The 15,509-nt window shown below is 39.8% G+C and carries 10 protein-coding genes and 1 pseudogene; 5 read left to right on the top strand and 6 right to left on the bottom strand.

Features of this window, described 5'->3' with window-relative positions; translation table 11 throughout:
- Nucleotides 1-367: pseudogene (locus tag KFO35_RS13070) on the top strand (hypothetical protein); the annotation flags it as partial.
- Here the strand turns inward: KFO35_RS13070 and KFO35_RS13075 are convergent.
- The 5 genes from KFO35_RS13075 to mdxK form a co-directional block, all read right to left on the bottom strand.
- Nucleotides 364-2,361, bottom strand: coding sequence for an RNase A-like domain-containing protein (locus KFO35_RS13075; protein WP_130624836.1), 1,998 nt, complete (start codon nt 2,359-2,361; stop codon nt 364-366). The pseudogene KFO35_RS13070 and the gene KFO35_RS13075 sit on opposite strands and share 4 nt — an antisense overlap.
- A 315-nt stretch (nt 2,362-2,676) precedes the next feature.
- On the bottom strand, nt 2,677-3,702 hold the full coding sequence (locus KFO35_RS13080) for a LacI family DNA-binding transcriptional regulator (protein ID WP_156272321.1): 1,026 nt from the start codon (nt 3,700-3,702) through the stop codon (nt 2,677-2,679).
- Nucleotides 3,703-3,723: 21 nt separating this feature from the next.
- Nucleotides 3,724-4,731: an aldose epimerase family protein gene (locus tag KFO35_RS13085; RefSeq protein ID WP_025477357.1), complete on the bottom strand. Its 1,008-nt coding sequence runs from the start codon at nt 4,729-4,731 to the stop codon at nt 3,724-3,726.
- The gene (pgmB, locus tag KFO35_RS13090; protein ID WP_070769772.1) at nt 4,724-5,389 is read right to left on the bottom strand and encodes a beta-phosphoglucomutase; all 666 of its coding nucleotides are present in this window, start codon (nt 5,387-5,389) and stop codon (nt 4,724-4,726) included. The genes KFO35_RS13085 and pgmB overlap by 8 nt, the downstream gene beginning before the upstream one ends.
- Nucleotides 5,382-7,676, bottom strand: coding sequence for a maltose phosphorylase MdxK (gene mdxK, locus KFO35_RS13095; RefSeq protein WP_002315941.1), 2,295 nt, complete (start codon nt 7,674-7,676; stop codon nt 5,382-5,384). The genes pgmB and mdxK overlap by 8 nt, the downstream gene beginning before the upstream one ends.
- 258 nt (nt 7,677-7,934) lie before the next feature.
- Here mdxK and KFO35_RS13100 point away from each other — a divergent pair, with 258 nt between their 5' ends.
- Nucleotides 7,935-10,100, top strand: a complete 2,166-nt coding sequence (locus tag KFO35_RS13100) for a PTS transporter subunit IIBC (RefSeq protein WP_002315940.1) — start codon at nt 7,935-7,937, stop codon at nt 10,098-10,100.
- A gap of 188 nt (nt 10,101-10,288) precedes the next feature.
- Entirely contained in the window at nt 10,289-11,119 is an 831-nt protein-coding gene (locus KFO35_RS13105) for an endonuclease/exonuclease/phosphatase family protein (RefSeq protein ID WP_025477356.1), read from the top strand.
- Between the two features lie 88 nt (nt 11,120-11,207).
- On the opposite strand, the gene KFO35_RS13110 is transcribed toward KFO35_RS13105, so the two are convergent.
- A complete protein-coding gene (locus tag KFO35_RS13110) occupies nt 11,208-12,917 on the bottom strand; it encodes a putative glycosyltransferase family protein (protein WP_370877212.1) in 1,710 nt (569 codons plus the stop codon).
- A 459-nt stretch (nt 12,918-13,376) separates the two neighbouring features.
- On the opposite strand from KFO35_RS13110, the gene KFO35_RS13115 reads away from it, so the two are divergent.
- Complete coding sequence (locus KFO35_RS13115; protein ID WP_002315938.1) at nt 13,377-14,537, top strand: class C sortase; 1,161 nt, start codon at nt 13,377-13,379, stop codon at nt 14,535-14,537.
- Between the two features lie 15 nt (nt 14,538-14,552).
- Nucleotides 14,553-14,996 (top strand): GNAT family N-acetyltransferase, encoded by a 444-nt coding sequence (locus tag KFO35_RS13120; RefSeq protein ID WP_002315937.1) that lies wholly within the window; start codon nt 14,553-14,555, stop codon nt 14,994-14,996.
- Nucleotides 14,997-15,509: the final 513 nt, after the last annotated feature.

Consider the following 15,509-nt stretch of genomic DNA (forward strand, 5'->3'; position numbering starts at 1 on the left):
AGAAGAAAAAATCAACTATACGGATATCCGATTTTTTGACAAGATGAAAGATTATCCTATTTATGTGAATAAAGAAATGATGAAGGCGAAAAGAGTCACCCCTAAAGCATTATGGGCTGAGGATGGTATCTATCGGACTTCTTTTCTTAATGCGCCTCAAGGAGCGGCAGGAACGGAAGAAGAATTTAACCAGTTGAATGATCGTCTTTTCCCAGATAAAGATCATCTGCATATTTACCTTTGGAACAATGAATTTACGAATTATTATAATAATGGTCGTTATTGGGATGGTGCTTATGTGTGGTCAGTGTATGACGAAAAGAGAAAGCGATTCACTGTTTTTGATGCTAGTTTAGTGATGATTTAAAAATAAACAAAAATTTTAGAAAAGGAAGGAGCCGCCCTTGGCGGCTCCTCTTTTACAGTTCTTCGTAAGTCAGGATAAGCGGTTAGGATATAATACTTTCGTTTTTTCCATACGATGTTGGGCATTCTTTGAATAACTACTTTAGCGTAATAGATCGAGTCGTATTGAATATAGTTGTCAAGGTTTAATCTATAAAATCCCCACACTAATGTCTTTCCAAGAGCAATCGATTTATACGATCGATAGATTACACGATTACCATCTTGTAAAGAACAATCACCTAGAGGTAACTTGATCGTACCCTCTAAGTATTTTTTATTGGCAGTATAGATCGCGCAGTTGATAAATATCAAAGCTTGTTCCGTAGTATGGAAGGCAGCGGAATAGGTTATTTCTTTTAATCGGGCTTGTAGGGCATCCGCAGTCTGTCCCACATGCCGTTCCATCGTATGCCCTTTCCCGCCGTCTGCATACCATTCGTCATAGTACAAATCAAGAGGGGAATACCATTCGAATTCATCGTCATCATCGTCATCCCCTTTGAAGTTTTTGATTGCTTCAAGGACGCGAGCTAGACTCAACGCATTCCATGCCGCGCCCATTGCGCCTTCGACTAATGTTTTACCTGTACCATCTTCTACGATGTCTCCAGTTTCTTCATCTAATACACCTCTTCGCCCATCGATCGTGATCGAGTCATCTATTGGGATGGCTGCTTCACTGTAAGCAAAATCGATCGCCCCCCACTGGTATTCTGGAACGGCTACGCGAGTGTCAGCGTACACGAACTTTCCTGTTGCATCAAGGACAACCGTTTGTCCGTATAAGGTAGCGATTATACCAGAAGGGTCGAAGCTCAATCCGTTTTCAGTCGGTGCCAAGACTTCCGCTAAGTTCTTTTGTATATCGGCAGTGCGTGTATGATAGGCTTGCGCCATTTGCTGAGCCGTCTGGACAGCGACTTCTCTTGAGGGTGTTTCGATCACCCCAAATTCAAAAGTGGTGTTTTGCTGGATGTATTCCAGAAAGTCTTCTTGAGTCGCGATCTGGCTCATCAAGACAGACATCGGGACACTTAATTCGACTTCATGGACGAAGGAACCGTTGCTACCCCGATGGCCATAATTGTGACCGGAGATCGTCAGTAATGTTGTATCACTGCCGACTCGAGTTTCCATGACACGAACCATTTCCAGTAAGAAGAATTGATCTTCGATGAACATTCGATCAGCTACCGAGGCATCACGTCCGATTACGCCAGTTCGAGCCGTTTCAGTAGAAAGAGAACCATAAGAGATCAGTTTACGGAATGCCGGATGGTCATTGATCGAAAAGCGATAAGCACCATGATCCGTTGTTCCTGTCAAATATTCCCGCATCAATGCATGACTGGTCACGTCTTGCGCGTATCTTTTTTGCAGACCTTGCGAGAAATTATAGGTACTAGTAGTAGAATCGATCCCCGAAGTGGCAAAAGTGGCCAATTCTTGTTGCAGGGCAGGATTATTGGAAGATAATTCATACAAGCTCGCATTCGTTTTGAGTAAGTCTGCAGTGGCGACGCCTAAGGAGGAACCTAATTGGTAAAAACTATAACCAAGTCCTGCTCCTAGGATAGCAGAAACTACTGCAGCAGAAGCAGGGAGGGAAACCAATGCAGAACTTAATGTAGCACCAACAGCAGAAAAAGGAGAGAGAAAAGAGGAGAAACTGACGCCACCGGTTAAAGGAACCAATGCTGCATTGTGCGGATCTGGTTCTTGGGTAGTGACAGGGATACGAGAGATAGACGGGAGTTCAGGAACAACTTCGGTCGTCGCATGTTGTTCTGCTTTAATCGTATACGTTTCTTGGGCGTGCGTTTGGACAGGCGTGGCAGCAAATGGCAGAAGTGTCAACACAACAAAAAACAAATGAGTGAGTTTTTTCATGTTTTCTCCTTTCAAGAACACGTGCGGCTGATCGACAAGGGGGTCTTTTGCACCTCCGTTCATTCGTATTCGCTTACACATTTAATTATTCTTGAAAAAACAAAAGAATACAAGGCGTAATAGAAAAAATCAATTTAAAAAATGTTTTTTATATTATTGGTGTTTCCTTCGTGTATTCTCATGGAAGACAGCAGTTATGTCAAATAATCGTTTGTTTTGGACGCATAATCGTTCACGTAACTGATAAAGAAAAAGAAGGGAGAAAATTATTTATTTTGAAATTAATGTTATTTAATGTTTTCTTTTCAAACTTATAAAAATAACGTTTTTTATGTAAAAAAACTGACCGTAGGATAAATGGTCAGCAAATTCAGTGATTTAACTAAGTTTTGTGCTTTCTAAAGGAACGACTGTCTCTCTTTTGATCAAGCGATGAGGGATGACCAAACGTACGCTGCTACTTAATTCTTCATGAATCAGTTCACGCAGTTTTTGCATAGCGACACGTCCTAATTCGGAGATATCGATATCGATGCTTGTAAGGTAAGGATGTGTCAATGTTGAGAAGATCGAGTTGTTGAAGCTAATGACAGAAAGTGTCTCTGGAATGACATAACCATACATTTGTGCCAACTGCATCGTGCGAAGGGCGAAGATATCGTCAATGACTACCAATGCTGTGGCTTCGTTTTCTTTCAACGTTTTCTCAAAGGTCAGATAATCTTCTGTATGTTCCAGTACTACACTGGAAAACGCAGGAAAATCAGCCATCATCATCGCTTTTTGATAACCGAAATATCGTTCGAAATACAAACTCTCATGAGTCGTATTCGTCACGAATAGGATATTCTTATGTCCATTCTGGATCAAAAATTCTGTTGCTTGTTTGCCTAGAAGCTGGTTGTCATTATCTACATAAACGATTTCGTTTTCGTGATGATAAGGCTGTCCGATCAAAGTGAAAGGGATGTGGTTTTGGTATAAATAATCAATGACAGGGTCTTGACTATCTGAATACACTAGAATAAAACCATCTACTTGTTTTTGTAGATGCATACGCTGGACGTTCTCTAACAGTAAATCAAAATTTTTAGCAGTAGCAATCGCTGTCGTCATATCATAATTCCGCGCTTCTTCGTTGATTGCTTCCATGATCTCAAGATAAAAGGGATTCCCAATCCGCTCTTTTGAATCAAGAGGAGGTAAGATCACGCCGATGGCACTGGAAATGCGTTTTCCTAGATTGCGGGCAGTCATGTTAGGAACATAACCTAGTTCATCCATGATTTTTCGGACTTTCTTCTTTGTTGCCTCGGAAATACTAGGATGATCATTGATAACACGAGAGACGGTCGAGGTAGCAACGCCGGCTTTTTTCGCCACATCTTTTACGGTAATAGCCATGATAAAAACACCTTTCTCTTGTTATTGTGCAGAGAACCGGTAAATCGTCTGACTGACCCGTTCTTGACCAGGATGGAGGTTGATCGATCCAAAGTTGGGAAAATGAACGATATCAGGGATTTCTTGCGGTTCGATTGCTAATCCGTAGTTTGAATGCATCTGTTTTCCGTTGACAGAGAAATCTGCTTCAAATCCAGTCGTAGAAAATAATACCATACTTTTATTGGAAGTTGCTATAGTCATTTGACGACCAGAATGCTTCTCGAATAATTGTAAGGAAGTTCTGGAAAGCCTAGGATGATGCAAAAGAAATACATCATCTAGTCCAGCTGGATAACAAGCAAGGATTTCTTGCAGTATTGGAGATTTTCTAAAGTCGATGGGCAGGTCTTCTTTTTTCGTCCAATTTCCAGTAGGTAGTTTTTCTTGATCTAATTCAAGTATACCATCTAAGAAGACCGTTAACTGATGGTCATAGATATCTCTTTTTCCATTTCCTGAAAGGTTGAAGTAGGCATGATTGGTCGGATTGCAGATGGTTTCGACCAGGCTACTGGCAGAGGTCGTCATCTCTAACTCGTTTTTTGTCAAACGGTAAGTGATCGTAGCAGTGATTGGTCCTGGATAGGTAGAAAATTCATCTTTTAAGTAAAAGACCACGCCTATTGATGAAGGAGTTTTGAAAACTTCTACTTCCCAATATTGGAAAGACCAGCCTTTCGTGCCACCGTGGATATGGTGTGATCCGCAGTTTTTCTCTAATCTATGCTTACCCCAGGAAGCATCTCGGATCCTTCCAGCTACAGGTCCGACAGTTGCGCCAAAAAAGCTTTTATCTGTTAGAACATCTTCGAAACGATCGTAAGACAATAAAATATTTTCTGATTTTCCTTCTTTGTCTGGCGCGAAGATTTGATGCAGGCGGGCACCATAGTTGAGAAGAACGACTTCTAAATAGTCGTTCTTCAACGTGATTTTCTTTATTTCAGTCTCTGGAACTGGTACGACGGAGATTTCTGGATTATCCATGGTCATGCCACTTTTCTTTCAAGTAATCGATCGTAAGAAAAGTCGTATCAGGGACAAGCGGGATCTCCTCTCCAAGGTCTTCAGCACGTCCCACGCCAATTGGTTGAGCACCACTTGAGAGGATGGCTTGGATACCGGCTTGCGCGTCTTCGATCCCGATACATTCTTCTGCTTTTAGTCCGACAGCTTTTGCTGCAAGGAGAAAGATATCTGGCGCAGGTTTTCCGTTTGCTGCTTCTGCCGGGTCGGCAATAGCGTCAAAGTAAGGTGTGAGACCCATTTTTTCAAGTAGGAAAGGCCCATTTTTACTTGCAGAAGCAAGAGCGATCTTGATTTTTTCTTCTTTTAAAGAATCCAGTAAAGGGACGACCCCAGGGAAGACATCTTTTGGTTCGATCGTCTGGATCATCTCTAAATAATAATCATTTTTTCTTTTTGCTAATTCTGCGAATTCTACCTTTGAAAAAGAGTGTTCTTTTCCGCCATAAGCTAAAAGCAAAGAGAGAGAGTCTTCTCGGCTGACGCCTTTTAGCTGTTCGTTGAATGTGCGGTCGATCGTAATGCCGATTTCCTGACCAAGCTTTTGCCAAGCACGATAATGGAATTCGGCAGTATCGGTAATGACGCCGTCTAAATCGAACAATACCCCTTTAAACATTTGCTTCCTCCTTTCTTAGCGTTATTTCTAGGCGATTTTCTAAAGTGTAAGACTGTTCATAGACGAAAAGTTTCAGAGGCATACCTTCTAATAAATCGAAAGTAACTTGTTCATCTGTAACTGAGATGAATAATAAACGTCCGCGATAATTGATATGGAAAGAATAAGCATTCCAGGTTTTTGGCAGAAATGGTGCGAATTTCAATTGATCATGGGCGGTTTTCATTTGAGCGAATCCTTGGACGATCGACAACCAGCTGCCAGTCATGGAAGTGATGTGCAAGCCGTCTTCTGTGTCGTTATTGTAATTATCCAGATCCAAGCGAGCTGTTCGTTGGTACATTTCTACAGCTTTGTTTTCCATTCCTAATTCTGCTGCTAAAATCGAATGGATACTTGGTGAAAGGGAAGACTCATGGACAGTCATTGGTTCATAGAAATCAAAGTTTTTTTGTTTTTCTTCTTTTGTAAAAGTATCGTTGAAGAAATAAACCCCCTGTAATACGTCTGCCTGCTTGATGAAGCAAGATCTAAGGATTTTGTCCCAAGACCAATGCTGGTTCAGAGGAAGATCGCTTGTGGGAATATCGGATACAGGCATGAGATCTTTATCTAAGAATGTGTCATGCTGGACAAAAATACCTAATTCTTCGTCCACTGGGAAGTACATGTTCTCTGCGATATCTTTCCATTTGGCTAGTTCTTCTTCGCTGATAGCGATAGCAGCTTCTTCTTGATAAGTTAAATAATTTTCTCGCGTGTAACGCAAGACCCAAGCTGCGATCGTATTTGTATACCAATTGTTATTGATGTTGTTTTCATATTCATTTGGTCCAGTCACTCCGTGGATCATGTATTTATTTGCTCGTTTTGAAAAATGGACACGGTCTGCCCAGAAGCGGGCGATTTCTGCTAAAACTTCCAGACCTTCATTTTTCAAATATTCTGTATCACCGGTGTAATTCGTGTAATTGTAGATTGCATAGGCGATTGCACCATTTCGGTGAATCTCCTCGAAAGTGATTTCCCACTCGTTATGACATTCGACGCCAGTGAAGGTGACCATAGGATAAAGCGCGCCTTTCAATCCTTGCTGCTGAGCGTTGTGGATCGCTTGCGGCAGTTGGTTATGCCGGTATTTCAGAAGATTCTTAGTTACTTCGGGTTTGGCTAAAGCGAGATAAAGAGGGACTGCATACGCTTCTGTATCCCAGTAAGTGGCACCGCCGTATTTTTCTCCTGTGAATCCTTTGGGTCCGATATTCAATCGTTCATCTTCGCCGTAGTAAGTAGAGAATAGTTGGAACAAATTGAACCGAATACCTTGCTGTGCTTCTTCATCTCCTTCGATGACCACATCGGCAAGCTTCCATCGTTCTGCCCAAGCCGCTGTTTGTTCTTCTTTTGCTTGGATATAATTGTTTGTCTGATTTGCTAATTCTGAGACGGCTTTTTCTGCTTGTTGCGCTTCTGGGATATCTCGACTAGTAAGAACGATGATTTCTTTCTCTACTGTCCATGTCTCGCCTTGAGATAATTCAGCAGACAGGCAACCATGTAAGGCTAAAGTATCTTCGTGATAGTCAGGAACGACTGCTTTTCCGTTAACGAAATGACGCATTGCTGCAGTAACAGTGAATTGTTCGATCCCGAAGTTGTTTGGAATAGTTTTAGTTGTTAAATAGCCGATTTCTTCTATGGTTCCACGATCGATCTCATTCCAAAAATGTTCATCATAGTTGCTGTCTTCGTTTTGGACATTTCCATCCAATTTCGATACGAGGTCGACTGTTCCATTACCTTCAAGCATTTCTATAGTCAAATGGATGTAAGCTGCTTCTTTTTTGACAATGCTTAAAAAACGTTCAAAGGAGATACGTACTTTATTAGTAGAAGTAGTGATTGTGAACGTACGAGATAGCACACCATTTTTCATATCTAGTTCCCAATAAAAATCTTCTGGTTCCAAAGAAGCCAAGTCGATCAGCTGATCGTTGATCGAAATATCTATTGCGATAAAGTTCAAGGCATTGATTACTTTTCCAAAGTACTCTGGATAACCGTTTTTCCACCAGCCGACACGTGTCTTATCAGGATACCAGACACCTGCCAAATAAGTACCTTGATGGTGGTCCCCTGAGTAAGTTTCTTCAAAGTTCCCACGCATCCCCATATAACCGTTTCCAATACTTGTCAAAGATTCTTGCAGTCGAAGATTTTTTTTATCTAATTGGGTCGTGCTGATTTTCCATGGATCAATAGCAAATAGTCGTTTGATCTGTTTCATTGTTCTCCTCCTAATGAGCTGTTTTATACGTTCATAATAAACGCAACCGATTGCGCAAGTCAATAGACAATAGGAAATATTTCATAGAAAAAAGCATAAAAATAAAATTTTTTCGAGCTATTTATAGAAGGGAACTTATGTATTATGGGTTTTAAAGAATGGTATAGACAGAAGAATAAAAAATAAAGCATTTACAAAAAAGAAAACGCACGCTATAATACATTTAACGAAACCGATTGCGTAAAGGAGCTAAACGGAATGAAAAAGATATTTAGTTTTGAGTTTTGGCAAAAATTTGGAAAGGCTTTAATGGTTGTGGTGGCAGTGATGCCGGCAGCTGGATTGATGATCAGTATAGGGAAATCAATTCCTTTGATCAATCCTGAGTGGACGCCGCTTGTTACAACGGGCGGAGTAATAGAAAATATTGGTTGGGCAATTATTGGGAATCTTCATATTTTATTTGCTTTAGCAATAGGAGGAAGTTGGGCAAAAGAACGGGCAGGTGGGGCATTTGCTGCTGGGATCTCATTTATTTTGATCAATCGGATCACTGGGGCCATCTTTGGGGTCACAAGCGACATGCTTGCGAATGAAGATGCGTTTACTCACACTCTTTTCGGTACGAAGATCATGGTTAAAGGGTTCTTTACAAGTGTGTTGGAAGCACCAGCTTTGAATATGGGTGTATTTGTAGGGATCATCGCTGGTTTTGTCGGGGCAATGGCTTATAATAAGTACTATAATTATAGAAAATTACCGGATGCTTTGTCTTTCTTCAATGGAAAGCGCTTTGTTCCGTTTGTCGTTATCTTATGGTCAACGATTGTGGCATTGATTCTTGCTGTTGTTTGGCCAAACGTACAGGCCGGAATCAATAATTTTGGTTTATGGATTGCAGAATCACAGGAAAGCGCACCGATTCTAGCACCGTTTTTATTTGGTACATTGGAACGTTTGCTATTACCGTTCGGATTGCATCATATGCTGACGATTCCTATCAACTATACACAGCTTGGCGGATCGTACGAGATTTTATCAGGCGCACAGGCAGGAACACAAGTTTTTGGACAAGATCCGTTATGGTTAGCTTGGGCCACTGATTTAGTGAATCTTAGAGGTGCAGGGGATATGTCGCAATATGAATTTGTGTTGCATAACTGGACACCTGCTCGTTTCAAAGTAGGACAAATGATTGGTTCTTCGGGTATTTTGATGGGGATGGCATTTGCGATGTACCGTAATGTCGATCCTGATAAGAAAGCAAGATATAAATCAATGTATTTTTCAGCAGCGTTAGCTGTCTTTCTAACAGGTGTAACAGAACCATTGGAGTTCATGTTCATGTTTGCGGCTGTACCATTATATGCCATTTATTCAGTCATTCAGGGAGCGGCATTTGCGATGGCAGACATTTTACCATTGCGGGTCCATTCATTTGGAAATATCGAATTGCTGACGCGGACACCATTAGCTATCAAAGCGGGTCTAGGTGCAGATCTTATCAACTTCGTGTTATGTGTGATCGTTTTTGGTGTTGTTACGTATTTCTTAGCAAATTTCTTGATCAAAAAATTCAACTTTGCTACACCTGGGCGTAACGGAAATTATGACAATGACAGTGAAGAAACCACTGTATCTAACAGTGGAACAGGAACTGCAGACCAGCAAGTGGTGCAGATCATCCATTTGTTGGGCGGAAAAGAAAATATCAAAGATGTCGATGCCTGTATGACTCGTTTACGTGTAAGTGTAAACGATCGGGAAAAAGTTGGGACTGAAGAAGCCTGGAAACGAGCAGGAGCAATGGGACTGATCGTCAAAGACAATGGAGTCCAAGCAGTTTATGGACCAAAAGCAGATGTCTTGAAATCAGATATCGAAGATCTGCTGCAATCAGGAGCAGAGATTCCAGAGCCGCAAATGGTTTCTACAGGAAATGGACAAGCAGATAGCAAGAAATACTTAGGCATAGAACAAGAACTAGTTTCCGCAGCTTCTGGGGAAGTGATTCCTTTAGCTGAAGTAAAAGATCCAGTATTCTCACAAAAAATGATGGGTGATGGTTTTGCTGTTATTCCAACGTCAAGAGAAGTTGTTGCGCCGATCGCTGGAAAAGTGACAAGTATTTTCCCTAGCAAACATGCAATTGGGCTAGAAACGAAAGAGGGCGTCGAAGTTTTGATCCATATGGGGATTGATACAGTCCAAATGAATCAGTCAGCTTTTGAGATTGCTGTCAAAGAAGGACAAGAAGTAGGAACAGGAACGAAATTAGCTGAAATGAATCTTGAAATGATCCAAAACGAAGAAAAAGATCCAACGATCATGATCGTATTTACGAATGATAAAGTGGAAGAAGTAGTGATCAAGCAATTAGGGACAGTGGCAGCTGGTAAAGTGATCGGCTCCATTAAAATATAAAGGGAGGTTGTGAAATCAGCGTCCTGACCTGAGTATTAGAGAGACAAAACGGAAAAATAGCTCCTCATATTTTGCCGTTTTTGAGCTAATACCGAAGGTCAGCTGATTGAACACTGTTTACTGGGGAGGTTGTGACAAAATTTTGTCACAACCCCTTTTGTTTCGAAATGAAGAGAAGGAGAAGAACCATGAAATTCATGACATTGAACACACATAGCTGGCTTGAGCCAGAACCAGAGAAAAAATTACAGGAATTAGCAGAGAAGATCCTGTTAGAAGATTATGAAGTGATCGCTTTGCAAGAAATCAACCAATTACTGGAATCTGAAGAAGCAGACCCTGCAAAACTAATGAAGTTCTGTCCAGTAGAGAATCAAGTTCCTATCCGCAAAGATAATTTTGCCTACTGTTTAGTCCAGCTTTTAAAAGAACAAGGAAAAGAGTATTTTTGGAGTTGGGAAATGAGCCACATCGGTTATGATAAATATGAAGAAGGAAATGCGCTGCTTGCGAAAAGACCATTGGAAAGTCAGGTCCTCACCGTCTCCGAATCTCAAAAGAAAGAAGATTATCGGACGCGCAAGATCTTGATTGGGAAAACAAAGATAGATGATCAAGATATTTTTGTCTCTAGTTGCCACTTTTCTTGGTGGACAGATAAAAAAAGCGGCTTTTATTTTGAGTGGAAAAACTTGGAAAACTACTTTTTTGAAACCCGCGCACCACTTTTTTTCCTAGGTGATTTCAATAATCCGGCAGATTCTGAAGGTTATCATATAGTAAAGGAAAGTGGTCTTCTTCTTCAAGATTCGTATGTTATCGCGAATGATAAAGGTAAAGCTGCTACTGTGGAAAAGAAGATTGATGGTTGGGAACAAAATACAGAAAAATTGCGTATAGATTTCATTTTTGTCCCTGAAGGAGTACAAGTAAAAAAATATCAACGGATTTTTGACGGGATCGATAGTCCAATCATCAGTGATCACTATGGGGCTGAAATCGAAATAGATGGACGATGAACGAACAAAAATATGACACAAAAAACTAAACAAAATAAAACTCTCCGATCGATCCTACCGTTCGGAGAGTTTTTTTTGATTGGATGTATCATCCGTTTGGACTAAGCATGTAGATGCTTGTATCTATGATAAATAAGCACAGCAAGGTAAACCAACCAATCAAAGTAAGAGAAAGAATGAAATAGAAATAGATCGGCGTTCGATAATGAAGCGTGAGCTCGTTGATCCCTTTTTGCTGATTCACGATTGGGGTCCCGATATCCGTTAATTCATAATCAGTCAATGTTTTTCCATTTTGCTGTAGTACAGTCCGATCATAAACGATAACAGGGATATGAACCGTTTTGTCCCCAGTATTTTTCCACTTGATTGTCAAAAGACCGCCTGGATGTGTTTTTATGAAAGTTGTTTCGTTTTCTAATATTTCTTCGTTATATCGGTCGTATTTGTTGTCTTTTGTCTCCTTATAGATTGGCAGATAGTCAGGGGTGGTTTTTTGGAAAACGAATAAGCTGGTAGACATATCTTTGCTGAAGAATGTTTTCCTTGCTTCTTCCGGTGTATCGAATAGATAAGTATGTCGACTGACAAATGTTTCATTCTCCCACTTTTCTAGATGCTGGTATAAGTTTTGGATCGTCTGTGCAGAAAAAATAAGAATACCCAATATACCTAAAAGACGGAACCACTTTTGCTCAGACCATTGATTTAGTGATAGGGCAAGGTAAAGCAGAAGCAATAGCGTAAATGGGACGAAAAATCGAAATGGAAACTGAATTAAGCTAATAAAAGGCACATTTTTTTCGATCAATGTCGTCCATGGAATCAAGCTAGTAGAAAGAAAAAAGAAAACAAGACTTGTATACAACACGATTTTTTGGAACAAGGTATTCTTTTGTTGAAAGAAAATAAAAAGCAAAAAACCTGACAATATCAATATCGGAAAGGCTTTAGGATAATGAAGCCAATAACTGCCATCCAGGTCAATCGCCTTTTGACTCATTTCTCTGTTAACAAAGGGAGGAAGAATCTTATTCCCGCTGTAAACAATAGCCAGTCCTGCCCAAATATTTGCTGTCAGGACAAAATAAAGCAAGACCGACTTGATCAGTTGAAGCAGTGCTTTTCCTTTTTCAGTCTGGTTAAAAAAGTAATAAAGATAAAAAGGAATATACATCAAGGCTAACATGATCGAAGACAGTAGATGAATCTGCGTCATAAGTCCAACTGAGATCGCAACTTTGATTACAGGAAACTTTTTATGAAGGACGAAATCAACAATAGGGATCATGCATAAAGGATAGAAACAAGTCCCCCAACTAGTGAATCCTTGATTGATAGACCAATATTGAATAGAATACGTACTCATGAATAAAACGGCTACTGGTACACTTACCCAGTTCCGAACATTGACATATCTCAGTAAGATCAGCATAGAAAATCCTGAAATAAGATAAAGAATAAAATTTGAAAGAATCTGATAGTGAAACCAACTACCTGCAAGCAACACGATCAATCCTTGTAAATAAGCAAAAAATGGGCCGTAAACGGCATTAACGATCCTACCGCTTTGCTGGAATCCATAAAGGGAAGGAAAATAGTGGAAATCCCCATGTTTGATTTGTTGCGCAGCATCGTAGAACCGATTGTAATGGAAGGGGGCATCAGCACCCAAAATTAGTTTATGTGTGAATAAATGAGGCATGAGAAATGCCAAAGCAATGAAAAAAATTGCTAAAAACGGGCCATATTTTTTCAATTGTCGAACTCCTTTGCAAACTTTAGATAAATTCATCATATATCCTATGCGGTAGGGAGGCAAGAAATTAGAAAATTCATGAAAATATTTATGAATTTTACAAGAAAAACATAAGTGAAATTTCTAAGGAGAGAGGATGTGGCAAAGCCATGTCGCATTCCTTGTTTTGAGTCAAAATTTTCTTAATACTCGAAACAAAATCGCTTTTTCATGACCTCTCGGTAAACGGTGTTCAAACGGCTGCTTCTCGGTAATAAGCTCACTAGCCTAGAAAATATGAAAAGCTATTTTCTGACTAGTGCTCTTATTACTCAAAGCATAACGCTGATTTCACAACCTCTGATTCACGGTGTTCCAGAAGTAGCTTCTTCGGAAATTTCTTCTTATTTCTTGAACCTAACCACTTCTGTCACAACCTCATCGGCTTTCATTTTCTATTTTTTTCCTGAACCCATATAATAAAAGAAAGAACAAAAAAACTTGCAAGGGAGGACGCATGTGAAGCAGAGAAAGCAAAAACAGTCTCGTCGGCTTTTGTTTCGTTTATTTTTATTGATATGTATCGTCGTAGGGTTACTAATCGCTTTGTATCCATTTTATGTGGATTCTTTAAATAGTCTTATGGATCAAAAACGAATGGAACAAGTACAAAAACGAACCGCAGCCGAAAATGAAGCGCAGCGAAAGAAAATGGAGGAGCAAAACCAACGATTAACTGACCAAGGATTCAATCCTGGGGCTGATCCTTTCGATGAACAGAACAGAAATGAAAGCACGACATCCAGCCAATTAGAGGAATGGCTGATTGGAAGTGTCAATATACCTAAAATCCAAATAAATATTTCACTTTATGACCGGCTTAACGGCATGATTCTTGAGAATGGAGCAGGCGTCTTACAAGGAACTTCTTTCCCAATTGGTGGAAATTCGACGCATTCAGTGATTTATGCTCACAGCGGGTTACCCAATCGACGATTATTTACCGAGTTAGATCGTTTAGAACACGGAGATACGTTTATTTTGACTGTTTTTGGGGAGAAATTGGCTTATCAAGTTGGGAATATACAAGTGGTACTGCCAGATGACACGTCTGTTCTAACGATTGAAGAAGGAAAAGACTTAGTTACCTTGCTTACATGTACACCGTATATGATCAACACGCATCGTTTGCTAGTGACGGGACATCGGATTCCTTATAGTGAATCGGTAAAAAACGAAGAAGAAAAAGGAAATCAGGAAAGAACTTTGCGACAGTTGCTTATTCTTGCAGGAACGATAATAGCTGTAGTCATACTGTTACTGTTTATTGGTCGACTGATTTATCAGTATCGGTTAAGTAAAAAAGTGCTTGATTTTTCATTTATTATAAGTGATTCAGCAGGAAATCCAGTAAAGGGTGGCTCATTTATTTTGAAACATAAGAAAAAAACACTTACTAGAAATGGTGTGCCGTTTTCAGTGCAAAGCGATCATTATGGGAAAGTCAAGCTGGATCAATTGCCTGGTGGGACTTATCGAATCGTGTCAGTTGATGATCCTAAAGTCGCTGCTTCTTTTGGTATCAGAAAATTAAAACAAGAAAAGATGTACTTTTTTGAGGGGCGAAAACTGGTGAAAGAGCTTCAAAAAAATGGTTTTTGGTTTAAACTCAATGATTAAGTAAGGAGAGAAAAAATGATTCGTACAACAACAGAATTGTCTGCTGAAGAACTGGAAACTGTTCTATCGATTTGGCTGCATGCTAATTTGGATTCTCATGGATTCATCTCACCAACTTATTGGGAGAGTCAAATAGAATCTGTTAGGAAAGCTTTGCCAGAGGCAGTGATTTACTTAGCAGAAATAGATCAAGAAATCGTCGGTTTTGCTGGGGTGATTGATCAGTTCATCGCAGGGATTTTTGTAAAGAGGGAATATCGGCAACAAAAAATCGGTACGCAACTAATGAAAAAAATAAAAGAAACCAATAAAACACTGACTTTGACAGTCTATCAAAAAAATCAATCAGCTATTCATTTCTATCTTTCACAAGGCTTTGCAATTCAAATACTGCAAAAAGATGAAGCAGTAAATGAGGAGGAGCTTGTGATGCAATGGAATCAAACCAATGATTTTTGATGAACAGAGTAACGGAATAATGCTCCCAGCCTAATTTTTGCTGGGAGCATTATTTCATTTTGAAGTCACTAATTTAACTGTGTGAAGATGCAGTTGTTACGACCTTTGATAAACGGTGTTCAAAAGCTTGCATCTGCAGTAATAAGTCCAACCAATTTAAAAACATAAGGAACTGTTTTTACTTGGCTGTTCTTATTACTTGATGCAGAACAGCTTTTTCACAACCTCTCCACTAAACGGTGTTCAATCAGCTGACCCTCGGTATTAGCTCAACAAACGGCAAAATATGAGGAACTATTTTTCCATTTGTTTCTCTAATACTCAGGTCAAAACGCTGATTTCACAATCTCTCTTTCACAACCTTATTTCCTACGATTAGTCAAGTAAAAGGTGCAAGAAAAATAGCTCGTAAACGAAAGCGACAAAATCAAGGCACACCAAATAAAGCCCCGTTCGTAAAAAATTTTCGATCTGGGCAAAGAAGTGGTATACTGTAAGTGGTTTAGTTAATGG

It is taken from the genome of Enterococcus lactis (assembly GCF_015751045.1).
Lineage (GTDB): Bacteria > Bacillota > Bacilli > Lactobacillales > Enterococcaceae > Enterococcus_B > Enterococcus_B lactis.